The sequence below is a fragment of the Actinophytocola sp. genome (genome assembly GCF_050699915.1).
In the GTDB taxonomy this organism is placed as follows: Bacteria; Actinomycetota; Actinomycetes; order Mycobacteriales; family Pseudonocardiaceae; genus Actinophytocola.
This window is the reverse complement of sequence record NZ_JBOHGA010000039.1, coordinates 12,515-37,111: the sequence shown is the minus strand read 5'-3', so window position 1 is coordinate 37,111 and position 24,597 is coordinate 12,515. Positions and strand designations below refer to the sequence as shown.

Below are 24,597 nucleotides of genomic sequence, written 5' to 3'. Positions count from 1 at the left end.
GGCCACGGCCGTGCTCGACCTGGACCCGTACACGCTGGCCCCGCAGCACCGGGCGCGGTACGCGTCGCTGATCCACACCGTCGCGGGCGCCGCCGAGCAGGACACCGCGCGGCTGGGCCTCGCGACGCTGGCGAGCTGGGCCCGGTGGGACGAGGCCGGCACGGAGCTGCTCGTGGGACGGGTGGCCGACCTCGCGAACACCGCGAGCTGGCGGGAGGCGCTCACCGCGCTCATCGCGGGCGCCACCGCCACCGAGGACCCTGCGCCGCTGGTCGACGCGGTCACCCGCCTGCTGTCCACTCCGGACTGGACTGCCGCGGCCGACCGTGACCTGCCGGCGCGCCAACGCATCCAGGCCATCGCCGACCTCGTCGGGCGCAGTGCCTACGAGGCGCCGAGCCTGCGGGCGGCGGCGTCCGCGCTGGCCGACGCGCTGGCGGCCGAGGAGACCCTGCGCGGTTCGATGATCGACCTGGCGGTGACCGCGATCCCGTTCGAGCCGGACGGCGACGGCGTGGCGGCGCTGCGCCGGGTGGCCGCGCTGGCCGACGAGCCGCGGTGGGCCTGGCGGGCGCACCGGGCGGTGCTGTGGCGGCTGAGCGGCCGGGTGGCGAAGCTGCCGCAGGCGCACCTGTACGACCTCGCCACGGCTGCGGACCCGTTGCTGGGCCTGGCGATCGCGAGCCAGGCGGGCCCGGAGGCCGGCTGGCCGACGCACTGGCGAGCATTCGTCACCGGCCTGCGCGACCACGCCGACCCGGACGTCCGCCTGACCGCGCTGGACACCTACACCACCCGGGAGTGACCGTCAGCCGGTGTCGGGCCTACCGTGGATCCGCTCGGCGACCTCGTCGATGAGTCGGGGGCGGGCACCTGGTCGACCAGCCACTGCCACCCGTTGTTCAGCGCACTCTGGGCCTCCTCGAAGCTGCGCCGCTGATTGGGCCGCCCGGGTTCGTGCCACACCGGCGGTGGCGTGGCCGGCTCCTGCGAGGTCGCGGCCGGCGGCTCTGGCGGCTCGATGCGCGGTGCGGCAGGGACTTCCGCGCGAGGTGGCGGCGCCGGTTCCGGCACCGGCCATGGCAGGGGCAAGGCCGGCTCGGGCGACCGCCTGCGAGCGGACCTGCTCTGCACCACGCCGTAGGTGATGAACCCGAGCCCGATGACGACGCCGGTGACGAGCGCGGCGATCATGCCCGTCGACAGCGGCGGCTTCGAGTCGTCCTCCCGGAGGTCCTGCTCGCCGAGCTCGGCCTCCAGCTGCTCGCGGGAGTAGTCGACCGACTCCCGACCACCCGTCGTGGCGACATCGACGACGAGGTACTCGAGTCGGTGCGGGTACTGCTCCCACACGACGCGACGGACGGTCGAGAGGTCCATCTCCGAGGGCTCGGGTTGGGGGGTGGTGAAGACGACCGTGACGTTTCGTCGAGTCGTCCCCGAGGTTCCAGTCCTCGCTGGCGGTGACCGACACGGACTCGATGCCGGCGTCCGACAGGGACTCCTCGATCCGGGCCTGGTTCGTCGGCCGATCATAGAACGAAGTCCGGCCCCGGAACCTCGTGGTTCCGGGGCCGGACAGGGAAAGAGCTCAGCGTCGGTCGGCGTCACCCACCGGCTCGGGCTCCTCGTCGACGATCACCGGCGGCTCGTTCGTCGCCGGGTCGAGCGGCTCCGCCGAGCCGGCGACCGGCTCCGCCGGAGCGGTCCTGCCGCGCGGCAGGAACAGCGCCGGGATGAACGCCAGCGCCAGGAACACCACGGCCCAGACGAACGTGGCCGAGTACGCGTCGGCCATCGGCGGGGCCAGCAGGTCGCGCACCGGCTCGGGCAGGTCCCGGATCGACGTCGCGTTCGGCGCCTCGGCCCCCGGCGGGGCCGGCGGCAGCTGCGCGAGGACCGGGGTGAGCCGGTCCTTGATCTCGTTGAACAGCAGCACCGACAGCATCGCCGTACCGATCGAGGCGGCCACCTGCTGGATGATGTTCAGGCTCGTCGACGCACGCGCGACATCCTGCTGCCGCAACGACTTCAGCGCGATCGACATGACCGGCATCATCGTCATGCCCATGCCCAGCCCCATCACGAACAGCGCGGCACCGATCGTCCAGTACGACGTGGTGTCGCTGAGCTGGGTGAACATCAGCATCGTGGCCACGATGATCACCAGGCCGAACTGCACCATCCGAGCCGCGTAGCCGCGGTCCACGAGCTGGCCGGAGATCGGCATCATGATCATCGCGCCGAAGCCCTGCGGGGCCAGCAGCAGACCGGCCGTCAGCGCGTCCTCGGCCCGCACCTGTTGGAAGTACAGCGGCAGCATCAGCATGGCGCCGAAGAACGCGATCACGAACAGCACCATCGTCAGCATCGAGAGGGTGAACCCGCGGTCGCGGAACAGCTTCAGGTCGATCAGCGCGTGCGGCGTGCGCGCGGCGTGCCAGATGAACCCGGCCACCAGCGCCGCCCCGGCCAGCGCCGGCACGTAGACCTCGGGGTGCCCGACGCCCTCGTGCGAGGGCACCTGCGCCAGGCCATAGATCAGCGCGGCGAGACCCGGCGAGAGCAACAGCAGGCCGAGCGCGTCGAACTTCTCCGTCGGCCGCGGCTCGTCCTGGTCGAGGATCCGCGACCCGAGGATCAGCGACACGATGCCGACCGGCACGTTGATGAAGAAGATCCACCGCCACGACACGTCGTCAACGAGGTAGCCGCCGAGGATCGGGCCCACGATCGGGCCGAGCAGCATCGGCACGCCGAGCACGGCCATCACGCGGCCGACCCGATCGGGCCCGGCCGCCTTGGTCAGGATCGTCATGCCGACCGGCATCAGCATGCCGCCGCCCAGGCCCTGCAGGACCCGGAACAGGATCAGCGACTCCGCCGACCAGGCCAGGCCGGCCAGCGCCGAGCCGACCATGAACAGGAAGATCGCGGTGAGGTAGATCCGCTTGGTGCCGAACCGGTCCGCGGCCCAGCCGGACAGCGGGATGACGGTCGCGAGCGCCAGGGTGTAACCCGTGACCACCCACTGCATCTGGTCCAGCGTGGTGTCGAACTCGATGATCAGCCGGTCGAGCGCGACGTTGACCACCGTGATGTCGAGCATCGCCATGATCGCGCCGAGCACGACCACGCCGCCGATCGCGAGAACTCTGCGGTCGAGCTTGTCCGACCCGGGTGCCGCCCCCGCGGCGGGTGCCGGACTCATTGGTTCCATCAAGGCCCTTCCCCTTTGCCTTTTTCTTGCCTCAACAGCCGTCGGCTGCGTTCTGCTGGTCCCCCCGAGCGAGAATCGGCGACAGAGCCTTGGAAAGTTGCTCCCGCTCGCGGTCACTGAGCGACTCGACACACTCGCGCACGGCCTCGCGGTGGGCGTGCACGAACCCGGCCACCAACACGCGACCCTGCTCGGTCAGCCTGACCCGCTTGACCCTACGGTCCTGCTCGTCCTCCCTGCGCGTGACCATCTCCGCCCGGGAGAGCGCCTGCACGACCCGCCCCGAGGTCGCCATCGACGACCCGAGCCGCGCGGCGAGCTCGTGGACGGCCAGTTCCTCCTGGCAGTCGGCGAGCACGAACATGGCACGTAGTTGGGAGAATGTCAGGTCGAGTCCGGCCGCGACACCCAATATGTGGGCCTCGCCGCTCTTCTTCAGATTCGACAGGAAACTCACCACGTCCTCGGTGACAGCGTCGACAGAGCTGTCGACCGAGGTAGCCGAGGTTTGTTTCACGCGCGCAATCATCTCACCGGTGAAACTAACTGCAAGTGACTGTGGCCGGGGTCTCAGTTCTCCAGCAGCGAAAACTATGTCCGCGTAGCTGACAGATAGCGACGAGCGACGTTCTGGTCACCCGACGCGCTCGCTCGCCAGTCCGCGATCCACGGCCCGGTCCCCTCGCTCTGGTCCAGCACGCCCGCCTCCAGCCAGGTGTACCGGCCGTCGAGCGTGGCCTCGGCGACCCGTTGGTCGACGTCGTCGGTGTTCGTCCACAGCGCGTCGAAGAGCCGATCGACGCGCAGCCGCGCGTGTTCGCAGAACACGGCGGCCAGCTCGCGTGCCGAGTCACCCAGCAGCTCCGCCCGCACGCACGCGGCGGACATCGCGAACAGCTCCGCGCCGATGTCGACGATCCGGCCGAGGAAGCCCTGCCGCTTCTCCAGCCCGGCCTGCCAGCGGGCCATGCCGTAGAAGGTGGACCGGGCGAGCTTGCGCGAGGCGCGCTCGACGTAGCGCAGGTGTGTCGCGAGTGGACCGAAGTCGCGGAACGCGGTCGGCAGCTGGCCCTTCCCGGCGACGAGCTTGGGCAGCCACCTCGCGTAGAACCCGCTCGCCTTGGCGGCCGCCTTCGCCTTGCGACCGGCGTCGGCCTTGGGGTCGGCGAGGTCGCCGGCGACCGCGAGGTGCGCGTCGACCGCCTCGCGCGCGACCAGCAGCCGCATGATCTCGCTGGAGCCCTCGAAGATCCGGTTGATCCGCATGTCCCGCACCGACTGCTCGGCCGGAACCGCTCGCTCGCCGCGCGCGGCCAGCGACTCGGCGGTCTCGTAGCCGCGGCCACCGCGGATCTGCACCAGTTCGTCGGCGATCAGGCAGGTCATCTCGCTGGCCCACAGCTTCGCGAGCGCCGCCTCGATCCGGATGTCGTGCCGGCCCTGGTCGGCGAGCTGGCCGGAGAGCTCCAGCACCGACTCGAGCGCGAACGTCGTGGCGGCGAGGAACGACAGCTTGCCGGCCACCGCGCCGTGCCGGCCGACCGGCCTGCCCCACTGCACCCGTTCCGCCGACCACTCGCGGGCGATCTTGAGCGACCACTTCGCGGCGGCGGCGCAGGACGCGGGGATCGCGAGCCGGCCGGCGTTCAGCGTGGTCAGCGCGATCTTGAGGCCGTCGCCCTCGCGGCCGATCAGGTTCCGCTTCGGCACGTGCACCTGGTGCAGCCGCGTGACGCCGTTCTCGATGCCGCGCAGGCCCATGAAGGCGTTGCGCCGCTCGACCGTGACGCCCGGCGAGTCGGCCTCGACGACGAACGCGGAGATGCCGCCGCGGCGTCCGTCCGACTTCGGCACCCGGGCCATGACGACGAGCAGCTCGGCCACGACGCCGTTCGTGGTCCACAGCTTGACCCCGTCGAGCACGTAGCCGTCCTCGGTCGGGGTGGCCGTGGTGGCGAGCCGCGCGGGGTCGGAGCCGACGTCGGGCTCGGTCAGCAGGAACGCCGACACCGCGCCCTTCGCGCAGCGGGGCAGGAACTCGCGCTTCTGCTCCTCGGTGCCGGCGAGCTTCAACGGCTCGGGCACGCCGATCGACTGGTGTGCGGAAAGCAGCGCGCCGATGCTCGGGTGCACGCTGCCGACCAGCATCAGCGCGCGGTTGTAGGCGACCTGGGTCAGGCCGAGCCCGCCGTACTCCTCGTCGATCTTGATGCCGAAACAGCCGAGCTCGGCGAAGCCCTCGACCCACTCGTCGGGGATGCGCGCCTCACGCTCGACCACCGCGCCGTCCAGTCCCTCGCAGAACCTGCGCAGCCCGGCCAGGAACGCCTGGGCCTTCGCGTCGGCCGCTCGGTCGGGCGTGGGGTGCGGGTGGATCAGGTCGAGCTGGAGCCGACCGAGGAACAGCTCCTTGCCGAAGGAGGGCTTGTCCCAGCCGCTCTCCCGGGCCTCTTCCGCGACGGCTCGTGCTTCTTCCTCCGACACCTTCGGTTGCTCAGCCACGACGCTCGCCTCCTCCACGCTAGGCTACCCGTGAGTAGCCCTGGTGAAACCCTCACCGGGGCGCGGCGCCGTCGGCGGGGCGCGGCAGAATGCGGAGCCGTGACCGCGACCGCCACCCCCGCATCAGTGTTCCTGCGCATCGCCGAGGAGCTCGACGTCGCCGAACGCCAGGTGCGTTCGGCCGTGGACCTGCTCGACGGCGGGTCGACCGTCCCGTTCATCGCGCGGTACCGCAAGGAGGTAACCGGCGCGCTCGACGACGCCCAGCTGCGCACGCTCGAGGAGCGGCTGCGCTACCTGCGCGAGCTGGAGGAGCGCCGGGCCGCCGTCCTGGACTCGGTCAAGTCCCAGGGCAAGCTCACCGACGAGCTGTCCACGCAGATCCTGGCCGCCGACTCCAAGGCGCGCCTCGAGGACATCTACCTGCCCTACAAGCCGAAGCGGCGCACCAAGGCCCAGATCGCCCGCGAGGCCGGGCTCGAGCCGCTGGCCGACGGGCTGATCGGCAACCCCGACACCGACCCGCAGGCCGCCGCGGCGGTCTTCGTCGACGCCGACAAGGGCGTGGCCGACGCGCAGGCCGCGCTCGACGGTGCCCGCGCCATCCTCGTCGAGCGCTTCGGCGAGGACGCCGACCTCATCGGCACGCTGCGCGAGCGGATGTGGAACAAGGGCCGGCTGGTCGCGAAGGTCCGCGACGGCAAGCAGGAGGCGGGCTCGAAGTTCGCCGACTACTTCGACTTCTCCGAGCCGTACACGAAGCTGCCGAGCCACCGGATCCTCGCCATGTTCCGCGGCGAGAAGGAGGAGATGCTCGAGCTGACCCTCGAGCCGCACGACTCCGACGAGCAGCCGCCGGGCCCGTCCGACTACGAGGTCATGATCGCCGGCCGCTTCGGCGTCGACGACCGGGGCCGGCCGGCCGACAAGTGGCTCGGCGACACGGTCCGCTGGGCCTGGCGCACCCGCATCCTCGTGCACCTCGGCATCGACCTGCGCGCCAGGCTGCGGGCCGCCGCCGAGGACGAGGCGGTCCGCGTGTTCGCCACGAACCTGCGTGACCTGCTGCTCGCCGCGCCCGCCGGCACCCGCGCCACGATGGGCCTCGACCCGGGCCTGCGCACCGGCGTGAAGGTCGCGATCGTGGACGCCACCGGCAAGGTCGTCGCCACCGACACGATCTACCCGCACGCGCCCGCGAGGCGCTGGGACGAGTCGCTGGTGAAGCTGCACCAGCTCGCCACGGCTTTCGACGTGGACCTGATCGCGATCGGCAACGGCACCGCGTCGCGGGAGACCGACAAGCTCGCAGCCGAGCTGCTCGCCAAGGCGCCGGACCTGAAGCTGACCAAGGTCATGGTGTCCGAGGCGGGCGCGTCGGTGTACTCGGCGTCGGCCTACGCCTCCCAGGAGCTGCCGGAGCTGGACGTGTCGCTGCGCGGTGCGGTGTCGATCGCCCGCCGGCTGCAGGACCCGCTGGCCGAGCTGGTGAAGATCGACCCCAAGTCCATCGGCGTCGGGCAGTACCAGCACGACATCTCCGAGACGAAGCTGTCCCGCTCGCTCGACGCGGTCGTGGAGGACTGCGTGAACGGCGTCGGCGTCGACCTCAACACCGCGTCGGTGCCGCTGCTCACCCGGGTGTCCGGCATCGGCTCCTCGCTGGCGTCGAACATCGTGTCGCACCGGGACGCCAACGGCCCGTTCCGCTCGCGCACCGCCTTGAAGAGCGTGCCGAAGCTCGGGCCGAAGGCGTTCGAGCAGTGCGCGGGCTTCCTGCGCATCCCCAGCGGCGACGACCCGCTGGACGCGTCGGCCGTGCACCCGGAGGCCTATCCGGTGGTGCGCCGGATCGTGCAGTCCACCGGTGGCGGGCTGGGCGAGCTGATCGGCAACACGAAGACGCTGAAGGCGTTGTCGCCCAAGGACTTCGTCGACGACAAGTTCGGCCTGCCGACGGTCACCGACATCCTGTCCGAGCTGGACAAGCCAGGCCGCGACCCGCGGCCGGCGTTCAAGACGGCGACGTTCAACGACGCGGTGCACACGCTGAACGACCTGAAGGTGGGCATGGTGCTGGAGGGCGTGGTCACGAACGTGGCCGCGTTCGGCGCCTTCATCGACATCGGCGTGCACTGCGACGGGCTCGCGCACGTCTCGCAGCTGTCCCGCAACTTCGTCAAGGACCCGCACGAGGTGGTGAAGTCCGGCGAGATCGTGCGCGCCAAGGTGCTCGAGGTCGACATCCCGCGCAAGCGGATCTCGCTGACGCTGCGGCTGGAGGAGGAGACCGCTCCCCCACGCGGCGGCCAGCGGGGCGGCGGCGACCGGGACCGGCGCGGCCAGCGCGGCGGCCAGCAGGGTGGTGGCGGGCAGCGTCGCCAGCAGCGGCAGGACTCCGGTGCCGGCGGCGCGATGGCCGACGCGCTCAAGCGGGCGGGCTACAAGCCGAAGTGATTTGACCTGGAGCGCGCACCAACTCGTAGCTTCGGTGCCATGACGACTCCACAGCACAAGATCGGTTCCGGTTTCGGCGCCACGAGCACGGCGGACGAGGTCCTCGCCGGCCTCGAGCTGGCCGGCAAGCTCGCGATCGTCACCGGGGGCTACTCGGGCATCGGCCTCGAGACCACGCGCGCGCTCGTCCGGGCGGGCGCCCACGTCGTGGTGCCGGCCCGGCGGGTCGATGCCGCCCGTTCGGCCCTCGGCGACATCGCCGAGGTGGCCGGGCTGGACCTGGCCGACCTGGACAGCGTCCACGAGTTCGCCGACCGCTTCCTGGCGACCGGCCGCGACATCGACATCCTGGTCAACAACGCGGGCATCATGGCCTGCCCCGAGACCCGGGTCGGCCCGGGCTGGGAGGCGCAGTTCGCCACCAACCATCTCGGCCACTTCGCGCTCGCCAACCGCCTCTGGCCGAGACTGGTGACCGGCGGCGGCGCGCGGGTGGTCTCGGTGTCCTCGGCCGGCCACCGCCGCTCGGACATCCGCTGGGACGACCCGTGGTTCGAGCGCGGCTACGACAAGTGGGCCGCCTACGGCCAGTCGAAGACGGCGAACGTGCTGTTCGCCGTGGAGCTGGACCGGCGGGGCGAAGGCTCGGGCGTACGCGCGTTCGCGCTGCACCCGGGCGGCATCCTGACCCCGTTGCAGCGTCATCTGGCGGACGGGGAGATGGTCGAGCAGGGGTGGTTCGACGCGGACGGCAACCCGCTGTTCGACGCGAAGACCCCGGAGCAGGGCGCGGCCACGCAGGTGTGGGCGGCCACCTCGCCACAGCTGGCGGACCTGGGCGGGGTCTACCTCAAGGACTGCGACATCGCCGAGGTCGCGGACGACCAGAGCGGCCGCGGCGTCCGCCCGTACGCCATCGACCCCGACTCCGCCCGCCGGCTGTGGACCATGTCCGCCGAGTTGACCGGAGTGGCCGGGTAGCTTCGGGTACAAGGGGTCTCGTAAGCGGAGCGAACCATGGGCACTGTGTACGAACGGATCGAGCCGCGGCTGCGACGGTTCATCGAGGAGCAACCGGTGTTCTTCGTCGCCAGCGCGCCGCTGGCCGACGACGGGCACGTCAACCTCTCGCCCAAGGGCCGCGAAGGCACCCTCGCGGTCCTCGACGAGGAGACGCTGGCGTACCTCGACTTCGGCGGCAGCCACGCGGAGACCGTGGCGCACCTGCGGGAGAACGGCCGCATCACGCTGATGTGGTGCGCCTTCTCCGGCCCGCCCAAGGTGCTGCGCGTACACGGCCGCGGCGAGCCAGTCTTCCGCGACGACCCCTGCTGGCCCGAGTTGATCGGCCACTTCGCCGCCAGCGACGGTCCCGGCGCCCGCGCGATCGTCCTCGTACACGCGGTCATGGTGAGCGACAGCTGCGGGTTCGCGGTGCCGTTCATGGACTACCGCGCCGAGCGCACGCAGCACGCCGAGTACTTCGGCCGCAAGTCCGATCCCGAGTTCGCCGCGTACTGCGAGCGCAAGCCACACAACGGCACCAGCATCGACGGCCTGCCGGCCATCCCGCTGCCGCTGCCCGATCGGACGGTGTAGGGCTCAGCGCACGGTCCCGTCCGCGTCGACCAGGAGCCGCCCCTGCGCGGCGCTGCCACCGCAGTCGGGACCGTTCGGGTAGGTCGGCTCGGCCGCCACGGTCAGGGTCTGGTCGACGACGTTCCCGGAGGGTCCGTTGAGCCGCACCGTCGCGGTCACCTCGGTCTCCGGCAGGTCGAGCACCTGCACGAAGGCGCCCCCGCCCGAACCCAGCTCGACCCGCTCGGTCCGGCAGTGGCCGGCCCAGCACAGCTCCAGAGTGCCGGCGCTGACTTTCGCCGCGACCGCGGGATCCACCTCCACGACGACCCCGGGCACGGCGGCGATCAGCGTGCAGGCCCGACCCTCGGCGCACGCCGCCATCAGACCGAGGGTCAGCGCGAGGACCGCCGCCCTCAGCAGCGCGGGCGGGTTCATGGCGCCAGTCTCGCAGCAACTCGGCGTCGCGCGGCTAGAGTTTCTCCATGCCACGGCTGAACAAGGCGGCCCGGGACCTCGTCGGGTCCGGCGCGCTCGCCCACCTGGTCACCCTCAACGCCGACGGCGCCCCGCAGGTGGCCATCGTCTGGATGGGCTGCGACGGCGACGAGCTCGTCTCCGGGCACCTGATGGCGAGCCAGCAGAAGCTGCGCAACGTGCGGCGCGACCCGCGGGTCGTGATCTCCTTCGAGGCGGACACGGCGAACCCGATCGGCATGCGCGACTACCTCGTGGTGCACGGCACGGCTCGCGTCACCGAGGGCGGCGCGCCCGAGCTGCTGCAGCGGCTCGCGCAGAACTACATCGGCCCCGGCACGAAGTTCCCGCCGATGCCCGACCCGCCGCCGGGCTTCGTCCTCCGCGTCGCGATCGACCGGATCGGCGGCTCCGGAGAGTGGGCCGAGCAGGACTAGTAGACCCTGTTTCGAAGCTCGACCCACCGCTCGAACGAACCCTCTGGCACCTTCAAAACAGGGTCTAGCGACGGATTCGCGCCATCTCCGGGTCGACCAGCGGCTCGGCGGCGACCGTGGCCGCGAGCCGCTCGCCGAAGTACTCGACCTCGACCGGCCGGCCCGGCTCCAGGCCGGCCGGCAGCCAGGCGTAGGCGATCGGCTTGCCGATCGTGTGGCCGAACGCCGCGCTGGTGACGTACCCGGCGGGCCGGCCGTCGAGGTACACCGGTTCCTTGCCCAGCACCACCGACTCCGGCCGGTCCATCGTGAGGCACGTCAGCTTCCGCGCCGGCTCGCCGCGGGCCTCGAGCGCGGCGCGGCCGACGAAGTCGCCCTTGTCCATCCGCACCGCGAAACCCACGCCCGCCTCGTACGGGTCGTGCTCGGTGGTCATGTCCACGCCCCACAGCCGGTAGCCCTTCTCCAGCCGCAGGCTGTTGAACGCCGCCCGACCGCCGGCGATCACGCCGAGCGTCTGTCCCGCCTCCCACAGCGTGTCCCACAGCTTCAGCCCGTGGTCGGCGGTGGTGTAGAGCTCCCAGCCCAGCTCGCCGACGTAGGACACGCGCAGCGCGGTGACCGGCACGTGCCCGACGTACGCCCGCATCGCGCGGAAGTAGCCCAGCGCCTTGTGCCCGAAGTCCTGCTGGGACAACGGTTGCACGAGGTCGCGGGCGAGCGGTCCCCACACGCCGACACAGCACGTGCCGCCGGTGATGTCGCGCACCGACACCCCGTCCGGGGCGTGGCGCAGCAGCCAGTCCAGGTCGAGGTTGCCGTTGGCGCCGAGCTGGAATTGCCGCTCGCCCAGCCGCGCGACTGTCAGGTCGCTGCGGACGCCGCCGGCGTCGTCGAGCAGCAGCGTGTAGGTCACCGCGCCGACCTTCTTGGCGAGGTTGTTCGTGGTCATCCGCTGCAGGAAGTCCAGCGCGCCGGGCCCGGTGACCTCGAGCCGCTTGAGCGGCGTCATGTCGAAGAGCGCCACCCGCTCGCGGGTGGCCCGCGACTCGGCGGCCGCGATCGGCGACCAGTACCGGCCAGCCCACTCGCCACGCTCGGGCGTCTCCTCGGCCGGGTTGGTCTCGAACCAGTGCGGCCGCTCCCAGCCGGCGGCCTCCAGGAAGACCGCGCCGAGCTCCTGCTGGCGCGGGTAGAACGGGCTGACCCGCAGCGGCCGCGGGTCCGCCATCGGCTGCAGCGGGTGCACGACGTCGTACACCTCGACGAAGTTCTGCGCGCCGCGCCGGGCGACGAAGGCCGGCGAGAGCTGGATCTCCTCGAACCGGTGCAGGTCACACTCGTGGGTGTCCACATCGGACCGACCGGCCACCAGCGACTCCGCGGTCGCCCGCGCCACGCCGGCGGAGTGGGTGACCCACACCGCCTCGCAGAGCCAGAAACCCTTGGCTTCGCGGGACTCGCCGACCAGCGGGAAGCCGTCCGGGGTGAACGAGAAGATCCCGTTGAACGCCTCCTCCACCTTCGCCTCGCCCAGCGCGGGCAGCAGGTCGACCGAGTCCCGCCAGGACGGCGCGAAGTCCTCCTCGGTGAACGGCAGCATCGAGGGCATGACCGCCGCGTCCGCGTGCCGCGCGAACTCCTCGACCGGCATGGGCCGGTGGGCGTAGGAGCCGATGCCGATCCGGTCGCCGAGCTCGCGGAAGTAGAGGTCGGCGTCCTGGTGGCGCAGGATCGGCCCGCCGCGCAGGCCGGCGACCGGGGTCGTGGTGGCGTACTGGTGGGCGAGCGGCTGCAACGGCACCGTGAGCCCGACGAGCCGGCCGACCTTCGGGCCCCAGAACCCGGCGCAGCAGACGACGATGTCCGCGCCGAACGTGTCCGAGTCGGTGACGACGCCGGTCACCCGACCGCTCTCGACGCGGACGTCGACCACCTCCTGGTGCGCCAGGAACCGGGCGCCCCGCGCGATCGCCCGGCGGGCCTGCGCCTCGCCGGCCGCGACCGCGGGGCACAGCCCGTCGGTCGGGACGTGGTAGCCGCCGAGTATCCGGTCCCGGTCGAGCAGCGGCTGGAGCTCGACGCACTCCTCGGGGGTCCGCAGGTGCGCGTCGAGGCCCCAGGACGTGGCCCAGCCGCGCTTGCGGTGCAGGTCGGCCCAGCGCTCCGGCGTCGTCGCCACCTCGAGACCGCCGACCTGGCCGAAGACGCCCAGCGCGGTGTACTTGTCGACCGTGTAGCGGGCGAACTCGGTCATCGTCTTCGACGGGTTGGTCTGGAAGACGAGCCCCGGCGCGTGCGAGCTGGACCCGCCCGCGGCGAACAGCGGCCCCTGCTCGAGCACGGTGACGTCGGTCCACCCCCGCGCGGTCAGCTCGTCGGCAAGCGCGCAACCGACGATCCCGGCCCCGACAACGACCACTCGCGGCTGCGCCATCGTTTCCTCCTCCACAACCCGCGGAGCAATACGCAACAGTCTCGAAGTCACGTCTCGCTGCGTCAACCCTGTCTAGGGTGGGTCGCATGTTCTACGTCGGCAGCTACACGTCGGACAAGGGCGGCAACGGCGTGGGCCTGACCGCGCTGCGGCCGGACGCCGGTGGCCTCACCCAGGTCGGCGAGCTGGCGATGACGTCGCCGTCGTGGCTGACGCGGCATCCGACCGAGCCGGTCCTCTACGCCACCAACGAGGCCGCCGACGGCGCGATCACCACGGTCGACCTCACCACCTTCACCGCGGTGGACACCGTGTCCACCGGCGGGGCCGATCCGTGCCACCTCGCGATCACGCCCGACCTGCGGTTCCTGTTGTGCGCCAACTACATCAGCGGCAGCCTGGCGGTGTTCGGACTGGCCGCGGACGGGCGGATCACCGGCCGCACCGACCTCGTGACGCACGAGGGCAGCGGGCCCGACCCGGAGCGCCAGGAGGCCGCGCACGTGCACATGGCCGTGCCGCTGGACAGTCCACAGGGGACGCTCGTGTCCGCGGTGGACCTCGGTACCGACGAGATCCACACCTACCGGCTGGCGGAGACCGGCGAGCTGGAGCGGCTCGCGGTCTCGGCGCTGCCGCCCGGCACCGGACCGCGGCAGCTGGTCCGCCGGCCGGGCACCGACGTCGCCTACGTGGCCGGCGAGCTGGCGGCCACCCTGGTCACCGTGCGCGAGGACCCGATCGGCACGTTCACCCCGCTCGGCGTCGAGCAGGCCACGAAGACGCCCTACGACGGCGACCGGAACTACCCGGCACACCTGGAGTTCGTGGGCGAGCGGCTGTACCTGTCCAACCGCGGACCGGACGTCCTCACCGAGTTCGACCTCGCACCCGCGGCGGTCGCCGACCACCCCTGCGGCGCCTTCCCGCGGCACTTCTCGATCGTGGACGGCGTCTGCCGGGTGGCGGCTCAGCTCGACGACGCGATCGTGTCGTTCCCGCTCGCCGGCGGCGAGCCGACCCGGTTCGCGACCGGCTCGCCGACCTGCGTGATACCCGGCTGACCAGGCGTCAGTCCGGTTCGGCGCGCAGCTCCCGCATCTCCCGGAGCGCGGTCGCGCCGAGTCGCACGAAGGTCTCCAGCGTCTCGGCGTCGAACGCGAGCTCGAGGGTCTGCGCGCCGCTCCGAAAGGAGAACTCGACGCAGTCCTCGTCGTTGACCGTGTGCCGAGCGGTGCACCGGCCCCGAAGAGCGGCCCACGAACCGATGGTCATGTCGTCGTTGTACATTGCCATCTCCCCAGTAACAGCGCTCGGTACAAGATTACTCTTAACTTGTACGATACAACATCAGAGCTACGTTTGGGTGTTGCGATCGGTTGATACTCGATACGATCCCCTGGTGGCTGAGACACCGAACCCCGGGCCTGCCTTGCTCAAACGCCGTCTGGGCGAGGAGCTGCGCCGGCTGCGACTCGCCGCGGACGTCACGGTGGCCCAGACCGCGGCCGAACTCGGCAGCAGCGAGGCGAAGGTCCGACACCTGGAGAACGGGCGCAACGTACCCAGCAAGCCGGACCTGACCGTGATGATCGGGATGTACGGCGCGCCGCCGAACGTGCACGAGGAGCTCGAAGAGCTGCGCCAGGCGGCCAACCATCGCGGGTGGTGGTCGCCGTATCGGCTGCCGACCTGGCTGCAGGGGTTCATCGGGCTCGAGACGGACGCGTCGGTGATCCGGAACTTCGATCTCGAGCTCATCCCCGGACTGCTGCAGACTGAGGCCTACGCGCGGATGATCAACTCGGTCGGCCCCAGGGTCCTCGATCCGGACGAGGTCGACCGACACGTGGCGGCGCGCCTCAAACGCCAGGAACTGCTCCACGAGCCACGTGCCGTGACCTACAAGTCGATCATCTCGGAGGCGGCGTTCTACCGTCTACACGGCACCAGGACGGACATCGCGGGTGAGCAGTACCGCCACCTCATCGCCATGGCCGAGCGTCCTAATGTCACTGTCCAGGTCCTACCCTTCTCGGCCGGATTTCACGAGAGCATGGCCGGAAGCCACGTCCTGCTCTCATTTCCGCACGGGCTGTCGACGCCCGCCGCGTTCTTGGAATACGCTGGCGGCGGACAGCTCGAGCATGATCGACGCATCGTCTCGCGACTGTCCGAAGTGCACGACTCGCTGAGCAAGCGAGCCCTCAGCACGACAGACAGCGTCGACTTCATCACCAGACTGATTTGAGGGACACATGGCGGATCGGCCCGTTTCGTGGCGTGTTTCGAGCTACAGCGGACAGGGAGGCTCCTGCGTCGAGATTCGCAACGACCTGTGCGCCGTTCGGGACAGCAAGGATCGCGACGAGGCGGTGCTGAGGACCTCCGGCCTACCCGACCTCATCAAGGTCGTGCGGTCTCGATACTGACGACCTAGCGCGGGGTGGCCGGGTTGGACAGTGTGCCGATGCCCTCCACCGTCACCTCGACCGTCTGGCCGGCGACCATCGGGCCGACGCCCTCCGGGGTGCCGGTGAGCAGCACGTCGCCGGGGAGCAGGGTCATCACGCGGGACGCCCACTCGATGAGCTGGTAGACGTCGTTCATCATGAACGACGTCCGCGACGACTGTTTGGTGTCTCCGTCCAATGTGGTCGAGATGGCCAGGTCGGCCGGGTCCACCGAGGTGTCGATCCACGGGCCGAGCGGGCAGAACGTGTCGTGGCTCTTGGCCCGCGACCACTGGCCGTCGGACTTCTGCTGGTCGCGGGCGGTGACGTCGTTGCCCACCGTGTAGCCAAGGACGACCGACCTGGCCTGGGCGGCCGGCACGTCGCGGCACGGGCGGCCGATCACGGCGGCCAGCTCACCCTCGAAGTCCACCCGGTTCGAGTCCCGCGGCAGCTTGATCTCCGCGCCCGGGCCGATCACGGAGGTGGACGGCTTCAGGAACATCACCGGCTCGGCCGGCGGCTCGACGCCCATCTCCCGGGCGTGGTCGGCGTAGTTGCGGCCGATGCAGATGACCTTGGACGGCAGGATCGGCGCCAGCGGCCGGATGTCGGCCCAGGGCCAGCTCTTGCCGGTGAACGTCGGTTCGCCGAAGGGATGGTCGGCCACCTCGCGCGCGACGAGGTCCTCCCCCTCGCCCTCGACGGTGACGAACGCGACTCCGGCCGGGTGAGCAACACGAGCGATACGCACCCGTCCACCCTATCGACCTCCCCCGGAAGGGGGCTTGGCACCGCCGCTCCAGCCTGCTTGTTTGTAGATATCCGTTTCCTCCCTGCAAAACGGAGTGTTTCCATGCGACGAATACTGGCCACCCTCACCGTCCTGGTTGCCTGCCTGTTCGGCCTACCGGCCGTGGCACACGCCGCTCCCGCACCGCTGGGCGGCGGCAGTCCCCTGTTCACCCTCGGCGGCGCACGCTGCAACGCCGCCTTCGCCGCCACCGCCGGTTCGACCGGCTACCTCATCGCCGGGGCGAACTGCCCCGCGGGCCAGCTCTACAGCGGCGCCGACGTCCTCGTCGGCCCGGTCGTGGCCGGCGAGCCCACGTACTCGATCGTCCAGGTGACCAACACGGCCGCCTGGACCCTGGTGCCCTGGATCGACACCGGCCCCGGCACCGCCCCGATCGCGGGCTCGACGCCGGCTCCCGTCGGCGGGTCCGTGTGCCTCGTCGACGTGCGCGTCGGCACCCGCTGCGGCACCGTGACCGCCCTGAACCAGACGATCAACTTCCCGACCGGCCCGGTCAGCGGCCTGACCCGGACCAGCGTCTGCCCGGAGCCCGGCGGCGGCGCGGTCGCCTTCGTCAGCGGCGACCAGGCCCAGGGCGTCCCGTTCGGCGGTTCCGGGAACTGCTCGTCCGGTGGCGTCAGCTACTTCATGCCGGTCAACCGAATCCTCTCCACCTACGGGCTGACGCTGCTCACCGGCTGAGCCTGCCGGTCCAGCCGCATCGCCTTGTGCACCAACGCATCGCAGAGCGCGAGCCAGCTCGCCTCGACGATGTTGCCGTGCACGCCGACCGTGGTCCACTCGCGTTCCCGGTCCGTCGACTCGACCAGGACGCGGGTGACCGCGTCGGTGCCCGGCGACTCGGTGAGGATGCGGACCTTGTAGTCGGTGAGCGTCACCTCGTCGAGCCACGGCAGGTGCGGCGAGAGGGCCCGGCGCAGTGCCGCGTCCAGCGCGTGCACCGGGCCGTTGCCCTCCGCGGTGGCGATCACGCGCGCGCCCGCGACGTGCACCTTGACCGTGGCCTCGGAGACGACGTCGCCGCCGGGCCGGTGGTCGAGGATGACCCGGTAGGACTCCAGCGTGAACGGCGGGCCGGCGAGCTCGGCCAGCTCCCGGCGTAGCAGCAGCTCCAGCGAGGCGTCGGCGGCCTCGAACGACCAGCCGCGCGACTCGAGCTCCTTCACCGTGCGCACGGCCGCCGACACCGCGTCCGGCCGGCCGGCCAGGTCCACCCCGAGCTCGCGTCCCTTCAGCTCGAGGCTCGCCCGGCCGGCCATCTCGGTGACCAGCACCCGCATGTCGTTGCCGACCACCTCGGGGTCGATGTGGTTGTACAGCAACGGATCCACCTTGATCGCGCTCGCGTGCAGCCCCGCCTTGTGGGCGAAGGCCGACGACCCGACGTAGGCCTGGTGGGTGTCGGGTGCGATGTTCGCGATCTCGGCCAGGGCATGCGAGACTCTGGACAGCTCCGGCAGGCACTCGGTGGGTAGCACCGGCCTGCCGAGCTTGGTGACGAGGTTGCCGACAACGGCGAACAGGTCGGCGTTGCCTGCCCGCTCGCCGTAGCCGTTGGCCGTGCACTGCACGTGCGTGGCGCCCGCCTCGACGGCGGCGATCGTGTTCGCGACCGCGCAGCCGGTGTCGTCCTGGCAGTGGATGCCGACCCGGAACCCGGTGCGGGCGACCACCTCGCCGACGGTGTCGGCCAGCCGCAGCGGGAGCTGGCCGCCGTTGGTGTCGCACAGCACGGCGACGTCCGCCCCGGCCTCCATCGCGGCGCCGAGGACGCGCAGCGCGGTGTCCGGGTCGTGGGCGAACCCGTCGAAGAAGTGCTCCGCGTCGAGGAACACCCGGCGCCCCTCCCCGACGAGGAACGCCACGGTGTCGCCGACCATCGCGCACGCCTCGGTGACGTCGGTGCGCAGCGCCCGCTGGATGTGCCGCAGGTCGGACTTGGCGACGAGGGTGACGACCGGTGCGCCTGATTCGAGCAGCGCGCGGACCTGCGGGTCCTGGTCGGCCCGGACGCCGGCCTTCCTGGTCGCACCGAACGCGACGAGTGCCGCGTGGCGCAGCGGCAGATCGGCCGCTCTGGCGAAGAACTCGGTGTCCTTGGGCAACGCGCCCGGCCAGCCGCCCTCGATGAACCCGACCCCGACCTCGTCGAGCAACCGCGCGACGGCCAGCTTGTCGGTCACGGAGTAGGAGATCCCCTCGCGCTGCGCCCCGTCGCGCAAGGTCGTGTCGTAGACGTGGAAGGCGTCGCCGAGCGGCGTGGCGGCGGGGGCGGTGCGGGTCACGAGCGTGCCTTTCGTCCGGGATGAGGCAACAAAAAAACCTCCCGCATGATGCGAGAGGTCAGCGCGCCGAGTGTGTAGCTCTGCTACCCGGCGCGCTCGTCGATAATGATCACGAAGTAGGTGGTCACGGTCGCATGCTGCCACACGACCCCGTGCCCGTACCAGCTTCTGAACGTGTCGTCCCGAATACCGGGACGCGACCGAGCGAAGGAGAGCACCGTGGAGTCCACGATCACGACTCAGATAGTGGCCGTCGCGGCGACGCTCAGTGGTGTCGTGCTCACCTTGTTCGCCAACGCGCTGCTCGAACGGCGCCGGGCGCGCGAGGCCCACCGGCTCGAGTCCCTGCGACTGACCGCGGAGCACCGGAAGTGGCTGCGCGACGAGCGAACGAAGGCGTACGCGAGCTTCTCGCTGGCCGGGGAGGAGGTGCTGCAGTTCCTGCGGGCCGACCTGCCGGCACTGCTCGGCGAGGGCGGCGCCCACGCGAGCGCCGCAGCGCAGGCCCGCTGGGGGAACCTGCGCACCGAGTTCCGGAAGGCCTACAACCAGGTCCAGCTCCTCGGCGCGGAGCAGGCGCGCACGGCCGCCCTGGAGTTCTGGCGAACCGGGCGGGACGCCGGCAACGACGTCCTCGGCGACATCGTGTCCGCACCGGACGTCGCCGGCAACCGCACGGAACTCACGGAACGACTGGAGGGCGCCCGTAACCGGCTGGGTGCCCAGGGCAACCGGTTCCTGGACGCCTGCCGCGAGGACCTGCAGGGACAGTGAGTCCCGGCCCGTGCGGCGGGCGCCCAGGAACCGGACCTAGAGCTCGACGCCGGTGGTGGGGTTGTTCGACGACACGAGTGCCGCCAAGCGGTCGCCGACCGCGAACGTGCTGCCCGGCGACGGGTGGTCCCGCGTCGCCAGGTCGAAGGCCACAGACGCCTCGATCCGGCGCGCGGCCTCACGCTCGCCCAGGTGGTCGAGCAGCATCGCCACCGACAGCACGGCGGCGGTCGGGTCGGCGACGCCCTGGCCGGCGATGTCCGGCGCGCTGCCGTGCACCGGCTCGAACATCGACGGGTTGCGGCGGGTGATGTCGATGTTGCCGCTCGCCGCGAGGCCGATACCGCCGGTGACGGCCGCGACCAGGTCGGTCAGGATGTCGCCGAACAGGTTGTCGGTGACGATCACGTCGAACCGGCCCGGGTCGGTCACCATGTGGATAGTGGCGGCGTCGACGTGCTGGTATGCCACCGTCACGTCGGGGTGCTGGAGCGACACCTCCTCGACCACCCGCGACCACAGCGAACCGGCGTGGGTCAGCACGTTCGTCTTGTGCACCAGCGTGAGGTGCTTGCGTGGCCGGCCAACCGCACGAGCGAAGGCGTCCCGCACCACGCGCTCGACACCGTAGGAGGTGTTGACGCTCACCTCGGTGGCGATCTCGTGTGGAGTGTCCTTTCGCAACAGTCCACCGTTGCCGGCGTACAGCCCCTCCGTGCCCTCCCGAATGACGACCATGTCGATGTCACCGGGGTTCGACAGAGGACTCTGCACGCCCGGGTAGAGCCGCGCCGGACGCAGGTTCACGTGATGGTCGAGCTCGAACCGCAGCCGCAGCAGCAGCCCGCGCTCGAGGATGCCACTCGGCACCGATGGATCGCCGACCGCGCCCAGGAGGATCGCGTCGTGCTGACGCAGCTCACCAAGGACGGACTCGGGCAACAACTCGCCGGTCGAGTGCCATCTGGCGGCACCGAGGTCGTAACGGGTGACCTCGACATCTGGCACGACCTCGCCAAGCACCTTGAGCGCCTCGGCGATCACTTCCGGCCCGATCCCGTCACCGGGGATCACCGCGAGCCGCATGCACACACCTCCCGGAATAACGGACCAGTAGTTCCAGCGAAGATTACCGGGATGCGCCCCGATCTCCGCCCACGGCCACCCGACTAGGTGGTGTCGCGGGCCATCCGGGTTACGTGAAGTCGATCGCCCGGATGATCGTCGCCCGTGCCGCCGTGCCGATCGACTCGAGTACCGACTGGTCCACCGGCCGGTCCACGCGCAACAGCATCACCGCGTCCGCCTTGTCCGTCGTCTGGCTGATCTGGGCGGCTTCGATGTTGATGCCGACGCCGCCGAGCAGCGTGCCGACCGTGCCCATGACGCCGGGCCGATCGGTGTACTCGAGCATCAGCAGCACGCCCTCGGCCCGCAGGTCGAAGTGCCGGCCGTTCACCTCCACGAGCTTCTCGACCTGGTCCAGGCCGGTCAGCGTGCCGGACACGCTCTGGGTCTCGCCGTCCGGGTAGACCGCCCGCAGCGTCACCAGGCTGCGGTGGTTGGCGCTCTCCGACTCCTTGCGCAACGTCGCCTCGACGCCGAGCTCCTCGGCCAGCCGCGGCGCGTTGACGAACGTGACCTGGTCCTCGACCACGCCCTTGAACACCCCGCGCATGGCGGCCAGCGGCAGGATGCCGACGTCCTCATTGGACAGTTCACCGCGCACCTCGATGCCGATCGAGGTGGGCGGGTGCGGCGACAGCGCCGAGAGCACGGTGCCGAGCTTCTGGGTGAGCGGCAGGTACGGCCGCACCTCCTCGCCGACCGCGCCGCCGGAGGCCACGTTCACCGCGTCCGGCACGAAGTCGCCGCGCAGCGCCAGGATCACCGAGCGGGCCACGTCGGTGCCCGCACGGTCCTGCGCCTCGGCGGTGGACGCGCCGAGGTGCGGCGTGACGACCACGTTGGGCAGCTCGAAGAGCGGGCTCGTCGTCGTGGGCTCCTCGGCGTAGACGTCGATGCCGGCGCCGCCGACGTGGCCGTCGCGCACCGAGTCGGCCAGCGCCTGCTCGTCGATCAGCCCGCCGCGGGCGGCGTTGACGATCAGCACGCCCTGCTTGGTCCTGGCGAGCTCGTCGGCGCCGATCAGACCCTTGGTCTCCGGCGTCTTGGGCAGGTGGATCGAGATGATGTCGGCCCTGGCCAGCAGCTCGTCGAGGCTGACCAGCTCGATGCCGAGCTGCGCGGCGCGGGCAGGCGAGACGTAGGGGTCGTAGGCGATCAGCTCGGTACCGAAGGCGGCGAGGCGCTGGGCGAACAGCTGGCCGATCTTGCCGAGGCCGACCACGCCGACGATCTTGCCGGAGATCTCCACGCCGGCGAACGAGCTGCGCTTCCACTGGCCGCCGCGCAGGCTCGCGTCCGCGGCCGGCACCCGACGGGCCAGGGAGAGCAGCAGGGCCACCGCGTGCTCGGCGGCGGAGACGATGTTCGAGGTGGGAGCGTTGACGACCAGCACGCCGCGCGCGGTGGCCGCGGGCACCTCGACGTTGTCCAGGCCCACCCCCGCCCGGGCGACGACCTTGAGCCGGGTGGTCGCCGCGAGCACCTCGGCGTCGACCTTCGTGGCGGAGCGGACGAGCAGCGCGTCGGCCTCCGCGACGGCGGACAGCAGGGCCGACCGGTCGGTGCCGTCGACGTGCCGCACCTCCACCTCTTCGCCGAACACGTCGATGACGGACGGGGCGAGCTTCTCGGCGATCAGGACCACGGGACGGGCAGACTGCGTCACGACGCGAGCTCCAGGATGTGCGCGGTTGTCGGGGGCGAGGTTACGACGCTGTAACCGACCCCAGGCAGTCTAGGAGGTCGCCCGAGTGGTTCCACGACGCGGTGAGCCATCCGCGACCAACGAGAGAGCCAGCCACCAGGCATTCCACCCGATCGGGTGAATCCCATCAACCGCCCCGTGGATGGCGGCCCCCACCCTCTCCGGGGGCACCCCGATTGGGTCAATTCTATCGGGGTCGGCCGGCGGATGGGGGCTGGCCGGGCCAGCTGTGGACAGCTCGCCCGGCTGTGGACAACCGGGACGGTGTCACCAGGGTTCGTCGAACTCGCCGGCCTTGGCGCCGGCCACGAAGGCGTCCCACTCGGACTCCGTGAACACCAGCACCGTGTCGTCCGGTCCGGTGTGCTTCGAGTTGCGCATGGCGATGTAGGTCTTGTCGTCGGTGTGGGGCACGAACGCGATCTCCACGTACTCGCCGTCCGGGTCGGCGTCGGGCTCCGCCGCGCGCTGCCACTCCGCGTCGGTCAGGTCGAGCTTGCCGCGCACGTGGGCCTTGTCGTCGTAGATCGGTGCGCTGGTGCGGGTCCCCTCGTCACTCATGGCAGCACGTTATACCCGGGGCACGCCCGGCGTCGGGCGTGCCCCGGTCTCCTCAGGCGGTCTCGGTGATCGGGCGGTCGACCCAGGACATCAGCCCGCGCAGCTTGCGGCCGACATCCTCGATCGGGTGCTGCTCGCCGGCGTCGACGAGCTTGCGGAAGTTGGGCCGGCCGGCCTCGTCCTCGCCCACCCACTCCGCGGCGAAGTCGCCGTTCTGGATCTCGGCGAGGATCTTGCGCATCTCCTCGCGCACCGAGTCGGTGATCAGCCGCGGGCCGCGGGTCACGTCGCCGTACTCCGCTGTGTCCGAGATGGAGTACCGCATCCGCGCGATGCCGCCCTCGTACATGAGGTCGACGATCAGCTTCAGCTCGTGCAGGCACTCGAAGTAGGCCACCTCGGGCGCGTAGCCGGCGTTCACCAGCGTCTCGAAACCGGCCTGTACCAACGCGGTCGTGCCGCCGCACAGCACGACCTGCTCGCCGAACAGGTCCGTCTCGGTCTCCTCCTTGAAGGAGGTCCTGATGACGCCGGCGCGCGAGCCGCCGATGCCCTTGGCGTAGGCCAGCGCCAAGGACTGCGCGCCGCCGGACGCGTCCTGCTCCACCGCGATGAGACAGGGCACGCCCTTGCCGTCGACGAACTGCCGGCGCACGAGGTGGCCCGGGCCCTTCGGCGCCACCATCGCGACGTCCACGTTGGACGGCGGGGTGATCAGGCCGTAGCGGATGTTGAAGCCGTGCCCGAAGAACAGCGCGTCGCCGTCGTTCAGGTTGGGCGCGATGTCCTCGGCGTAGATCGAGCGCTGCTTGGTGTCCGGCGCGAGAATCATGATCAGGTCGGCCCACGCGGAGACCTCCGCGGGTGTGCCGACCGTGAGGCCCTCCTCCTCGGCCTTGGCACGCGACTTCGACGACTCGGGCAGTCCGATCCGGACGTCCACACCGGAGTCCCGCAGCGACAACGCGTGTGCGTGCCCCTGGCTGCCGTACCCGATGACCGCGACCTTGCGACCCTGGATGACCGAGAGGTCCGCATCGTCGTCATAGAAGATCTCGACTGCCATAACTTCCTTCCTGAAGTGTGAAAAGACCTATCTCACGCCGGTTGCCGTGATCGAGCGCGGGCCGCGGCCGATGGCGACCATTCCGGACTGCACCATCTCGCGCACGCCGTAGGGCTCGAGCATGCGCAGCAGCGCCTCGAGCTTGTCGGCGGTGCCGGTGGCCTCGACGGTCAGTGCCTCCGGCGACACGTCGACCACCTTGGCCCGGAACAGCTGCACGGTCTCCAGGACCTGGGTCCGCACGGTGGCGTCGGCCCGGACCTTGACCAGGAGCAGCTCGCGCTGGACCGAGACACCCGAGTCCAGCTCCACGATCTTGATGACGTTCACCAGCTTGTTGAGCTGCTTGGTCACCTGCTCGAGGGGTAGCTCTTCGACCGCGACCACGATCGTCATCCGGGACACATCGGCGTGCTCGGTCGGTCCGACCGCGAGCGACTCGATGTTGAAGCCACGCCGGGAGAACAGACCCGCGACGCGAGCGAGGACACCGGGCTTGTTCTCGACCAGAACCGAAAGTGTATGCGTGCTCACTCCGCCTCCCCGGAATTCAAGGTGTCGGTTGCGTTCCGACGGAAGGTCCAGTTGCCCAGGTGGTTGGTGGCTGAGTTGCGTCCCGTTCCCCTTGGGCACGGTTGGCGAGCACTCGGTTCGTGCAGTTCTCGCGGCACCTCGTCGAGCAGGCTGCTTTTGCTCATCT

Annotated in this window: 23 protein-coding genes and 1 pseudogene; 10 read left to right on the top strand and 14 right to left on the bottom strand. The window is 70.8% G+C overall.

What is annotated here, in order from left to right; all coding sequences use genetic code 11:
- Positions 1 to 805: pseudogene (locus tag ACRDSK_RS10385) on the top strand (hypothetical protein); the annotation flags it as partial.
- On the opposite strand, the gene ACRDSK_RS10380 reads toward ACRDSK_RS10385, so the two are convergent.
- From ACRDSK_RS10380 to ACRDSK_RS10365, 4 genes are all read right to left on the bottom strand, one after another.
- Positions 787 to 1,380, bottom strand: coding sequence for a hypothetical protein (locus ACRDSK_RS10380; RefSeq protein ID WP_431439848.1), 594 nt, complete (start codon positions 1,378 to 1,380; stop codon positions 787 to 789). The pseudogene ACRDSK_RS10385 and the gene ACRDSK_RS10380 sit on opposite strands and share 19 nt — an antisense overlap.
- Before the next feature lie 211 nt (positions 1,381 to 1,591).
- Positions 1,592 to 3,211 (bottom strand): MDR family MFS transporter, encoded by a 1,620-nt coding sequence (locus tag ACRDSK_RS10375; protein WP_431439846.1) that lies wholly within the window; start codon positions 3,209 to 3,211, stop codon positions 1,592 to 1,594.
- Between the two features lie 40 nt (positions 3,212 to 3,251).
- Positions 3,252 to 3,749, bottom strand: a complete 498-nt coding sequence (locus ACRDSK_RS10370; RefSeq protein WP_431439844.1) for a MarR family winged helix-turn-helix transcriptional regulator — start codon at positions 3,747 to 3,749, stop codon at positions 3,252 to 3,254.
- A 62-nt stretch (positions 3,750 to 3,811) separates the two neighbouring features.
- Positions 3,812 to 5,722, bottom strand: a complete 1,911-nt coding sequence (locus ACRDSK_RS10365; RefSeq protein WP_431439842.1) for an acyl-CoA dehydrogenase family protein — start codon at positions 5,720 to 5,722, stop codon at positions 3,812 to 3,814.
- 99 nt (positions 5,723 to 5,821) lie between these two features.
- On the opposite strand from ACRDSK_RS10365, the gene ACRDSK_RS10360 reads away from it, so the two are divergent.
- The 3 genes from ACRDSK_RS10360 to ACRDSK_RS10350 are packed head-to-tail and all read left to right on the top strand — an operon-like array spanning position 5,822 to position 9,778.
- Positions 5,822 to 8,179, top strand: coding sequence for a Tex family protein (locus ACRDSK_RS10360; RefSeq protein WP_431439840.1), 2,358 nt, complete (start codon positions 5,822 to 5,824; stop codon positions 8,177 to 8,179).
- Positions 8,180 to 8,218: 39 nt separating this feature from the next.
- On the top strand, positions 8,219 to 9,160 hold the full coding sequence (locus ACRDSK_RS10355; RefSeq protein ID WP_431439838.1) for an SDR family NAD(P)-dependent oxidoreductase: 942 nt from the start codon (positions 8,219 to 8,221) through the stop codon (positions 9,158 to 9,160).
- A gap of 36 nt (positions 9,161 to 9,196) precedes the next feature.
- A complete protein-coding gene (locus tag ACRDSK_RS10350) occupies positions 9,197 to 9,778 on the top strand; it encodes a pyridoxamine 5'-phosphate oxidase family protein (RefSeq protein WP_431439836.1) in 582 nt (193 codons plus the stop codon).
- Between the two features lie 3 nt (positions 9,779 to 9,781).
- Here ACRDSK_RS10350 and ACRDSK_RS10345 read toward each other — a convergent pair whose 3' ends face one another.
- On the bottom strand, positions 9,782 to 10,195 hold the full coding sequence (locus ACRDSK_RS10345) for a hypothetical protein (RefSeq protein WP_431439834.1): 414 nt from the start codon (positions 10,193 to 10,195) through the stop codon (positions 9,782 to 9,784).
- 47 nt (positions 10,196 to 10,242) lie between these two features.
- Between ACRDSK_RS10345 and ACRDSK_RS10340 the strand changes: the two genes are divergently transcribed.
- Positions 10,243 to 10,671: a PPOX class F420-dependent oxidoreductase gene (locus tag ACRDSK_RS10340; RefSeq protein WP_431439833.1), complete on the top strand. Its 429-nt coding sequence runs from the start codon at positions 10,243 to 10,245 to the stop codon at positions 10,669 to 10,671.
- Positions 10,672 to 10,735: 64 nt separating this feature from the next.
- On the opposite strand, the gene ACRDSK_RS10335 is transcribed toward ACRDSK_RS10340, so the two are convergent.
- Complete coding sequence (locus ACRDSK_RS10335; protein WP_431439831.1) at positions 10,736 to 13,108, bottom strand: GcvT family protein; 2,373 nt, start codon at positions 13,106 to 13,108, stop codon at positions 10,736 to 10,738.
- An 86-nt stretch (positions 13,109 to 13,194) separates the two neighbouring features.
- Here ACRDSK_RS10335 and ACRDSK_RS10330 point away from each other — a divergent pair, with 86 nt between their 5' ends.
- Positions 13,195 to 14,172, top strand: a complete 978-nt coding sequence (locus ACRDSK_RS10330) for a lactonase family protein (RefSeq protein WP_431439830.1) — start codon at positions 13,195 to 13,197, stop codon at positions 14,170 to 14,172.
- A 7-nt stretch (positions 14,173 to 14,179) separates the two neighbouring features.
- On the opposite strand, the gene ACRDSK_RS10325 is transcribed toward ACRDSK_RS10330, so the two are convergent.
- Entirely contained in the window at positions 14,180 to 14,398 is a 219-nt protein-coding gene (locus tag ACRDSK_RS10325; protein ID WP_431439828.1) for a hypothetical protein, read from the bottom strand.
- A 76-nt stretch (positions 14,399 to 14,474) separates the two neighbouring features.
- Here ACRDSK_RS10325 and ACRDSK_RS10320 point away from each other — a divergent pair, with 76 nt between their 5' ends.
- Positions 14,475 to 15,359, top strand: coding sequence for a helix-turn-helix domain-containing protein (locus ACRDSK_RS10320; protein ID WP_431439827.1), 885 nt, complete (start codon positions 14,475 to 14,477; stop codon positions 15,357 to 15,359).
- A gap of 7 nt (positions 15,360 to 15,366) precedes the next feature.
- Positions 15,367 to 15,540 carry a DUF397 domain-containing protein gene (locus tag ACRDSK_RS10315; RefSeq protein WP_431439825.1) on the top strand — a complete coding sequence of 58 codons (174 nt, stop codon included), beginning with the start codon at positions 15,367 to 15,369 and terminating at the stop codon, positions 15,538 to 15,540.
- Between the two features lie 4 nt (positions 15,541 to 15,544).
- Here the strand turns inward: ACRDSK_RS10315 and ACRDSK_RS10310 are convergent, their stop codons facing one another.
- Positions 15,545 to 16,315: a fumarylacetoacetate hydrolase family protein gene (locus tag ACRDSK_RS10310; protein ID WP_431439823.1), complete on the bottom strand. Its 771-nt coding sequence runs from the start codon at positions 16,313 to 16,315 to the stop codon at positions 15,545 to 15,547.
- A 102-nt stretch (positions 16,316 to 16,417) separates the two neighbouring features.
- Here ACRDSK_RS10310 and ACRDSK_RS10305 point away from each other — a divergent pair, with 102 nt between their 5' ends.
- Positions 16,418 to 17,059 (top strand): S1 family peptidase, encoded by a 642-nt coding sequence (locus tag ACRDSK_RS10305; protein ID WP_431439821.1) that lies wholly within the window; start codon positions 16,418 to 16,420, stop codon positions 17,057 to 17,059.
- On the opposite strand, the gene cimA is transcribed toward ACRDSK_RS10305, so the two are convergent.
- Positions 17,032 to 18,663: a citramalate synthase gene (gene cimA / locus ACRDSK_RS10300; protein WP_431439819.1), complete on the bottom strand. Its 1,632-nt coding sequence runs from the start codon at positions 18,661 to 18,663 to the stop codon at positions 17,032 to 17,034. The genes ACRDSK_RS10305 and cimA overlap by 28 nt on opposite strands.
- A gap of 219 nt (positions 18,664 to 18,882) precedes the next feature.
- Here cimA and ACRDSK_RS10295 point away from each other — a divergent pair, with 219 nt between their 5' ends.
- Positions 18,883 to 19,437 (top strand): hypothetical protein, encoded by a 555-nt coding sequence (locus ACRDSK_RS10295; RefSeq protein WP_431439817.1) that lies wholly within the window; start codon positions 18,883 to 18,885, stop codon positions 19,435 to 19,437.
- A 36-nt stretch (positions 19,438 to 19,473) separates the two neighbouring features.
- Here ACRDSK_RS10295 and ACRDSK_RS10290 read toward each other — a convergent pair whose 3' ends face one another.
- From ACRDSK_RS10290 to ilvN, 5 genes are all read right to left on the bottom strand, one after another.
- Positions 19,474 to 20,523: a 3-isopropylmalate dehydrogenase gene (locus ACRDSK_RS10290; RefSeq protein WP_431439816.1), complete on the bottom strand. Its 1,050-nt coding sequence runs from the start codon at positions 20,521 to 20,523 to the stop codon at positions 19,474 to 19,476.
- A 109-nt stretch (positions 20,524 to 20,632) separates the two neighbouring features.
- Positions 20,633 to 22,231, bottom strand: a complete 1,599-nt coding sequence (serA, locus tag ACRDSK_RS10285) for a phosphoglycerate dehydrogenase (RefSeq protein ID WP_431439814.1) — start codon at positions 22,229 to 22,231, stop codon at positions 20,633 to 20,635.
- Between the two features lie 306 nt (positions 22,232 to 22,537).
- Positions 22,538 to 22,831, bottom strand: a complete 294-nt coding sequence (locus ACRDSK_RS10280; protein WP_431439812.1) for a DUF397 domain-containing protein — start codon at positions 22,829 to 22,831, stop codon at positions 22,538 to 22,540.
- A 52-nt stretch (positions 22,832 to 22,883) separates the two neighbouring features.
- On the bottom strand, positions 22,884 to 23,897 hold the full coding sequence (gene ilvC / locus ACRDSK_RS10275) for a ketol-acid reductoisomerase (protein ID WP_431439810.1): 1,014 nt from the start codon (positions 23,895 to 23,897) through the stop codon (positions 22,884 to 22,886).
- 27 nt (positions 23,898 to 23,924) lie between these two features.
- Complete coding sequence (ilvN, locus tag ACRDSK_RS10270; protein ID WP_431439808.1) at positions 23,925 to 24,431, bottom strand: acetolactate synthase small subunit; 507 nt, start codon at positions 24,429 to 24,431, stop codon at positions 23,925 to 23,927.
- Positions 24,432 to 24,597 lie beyond the last annotated feature (166 nt).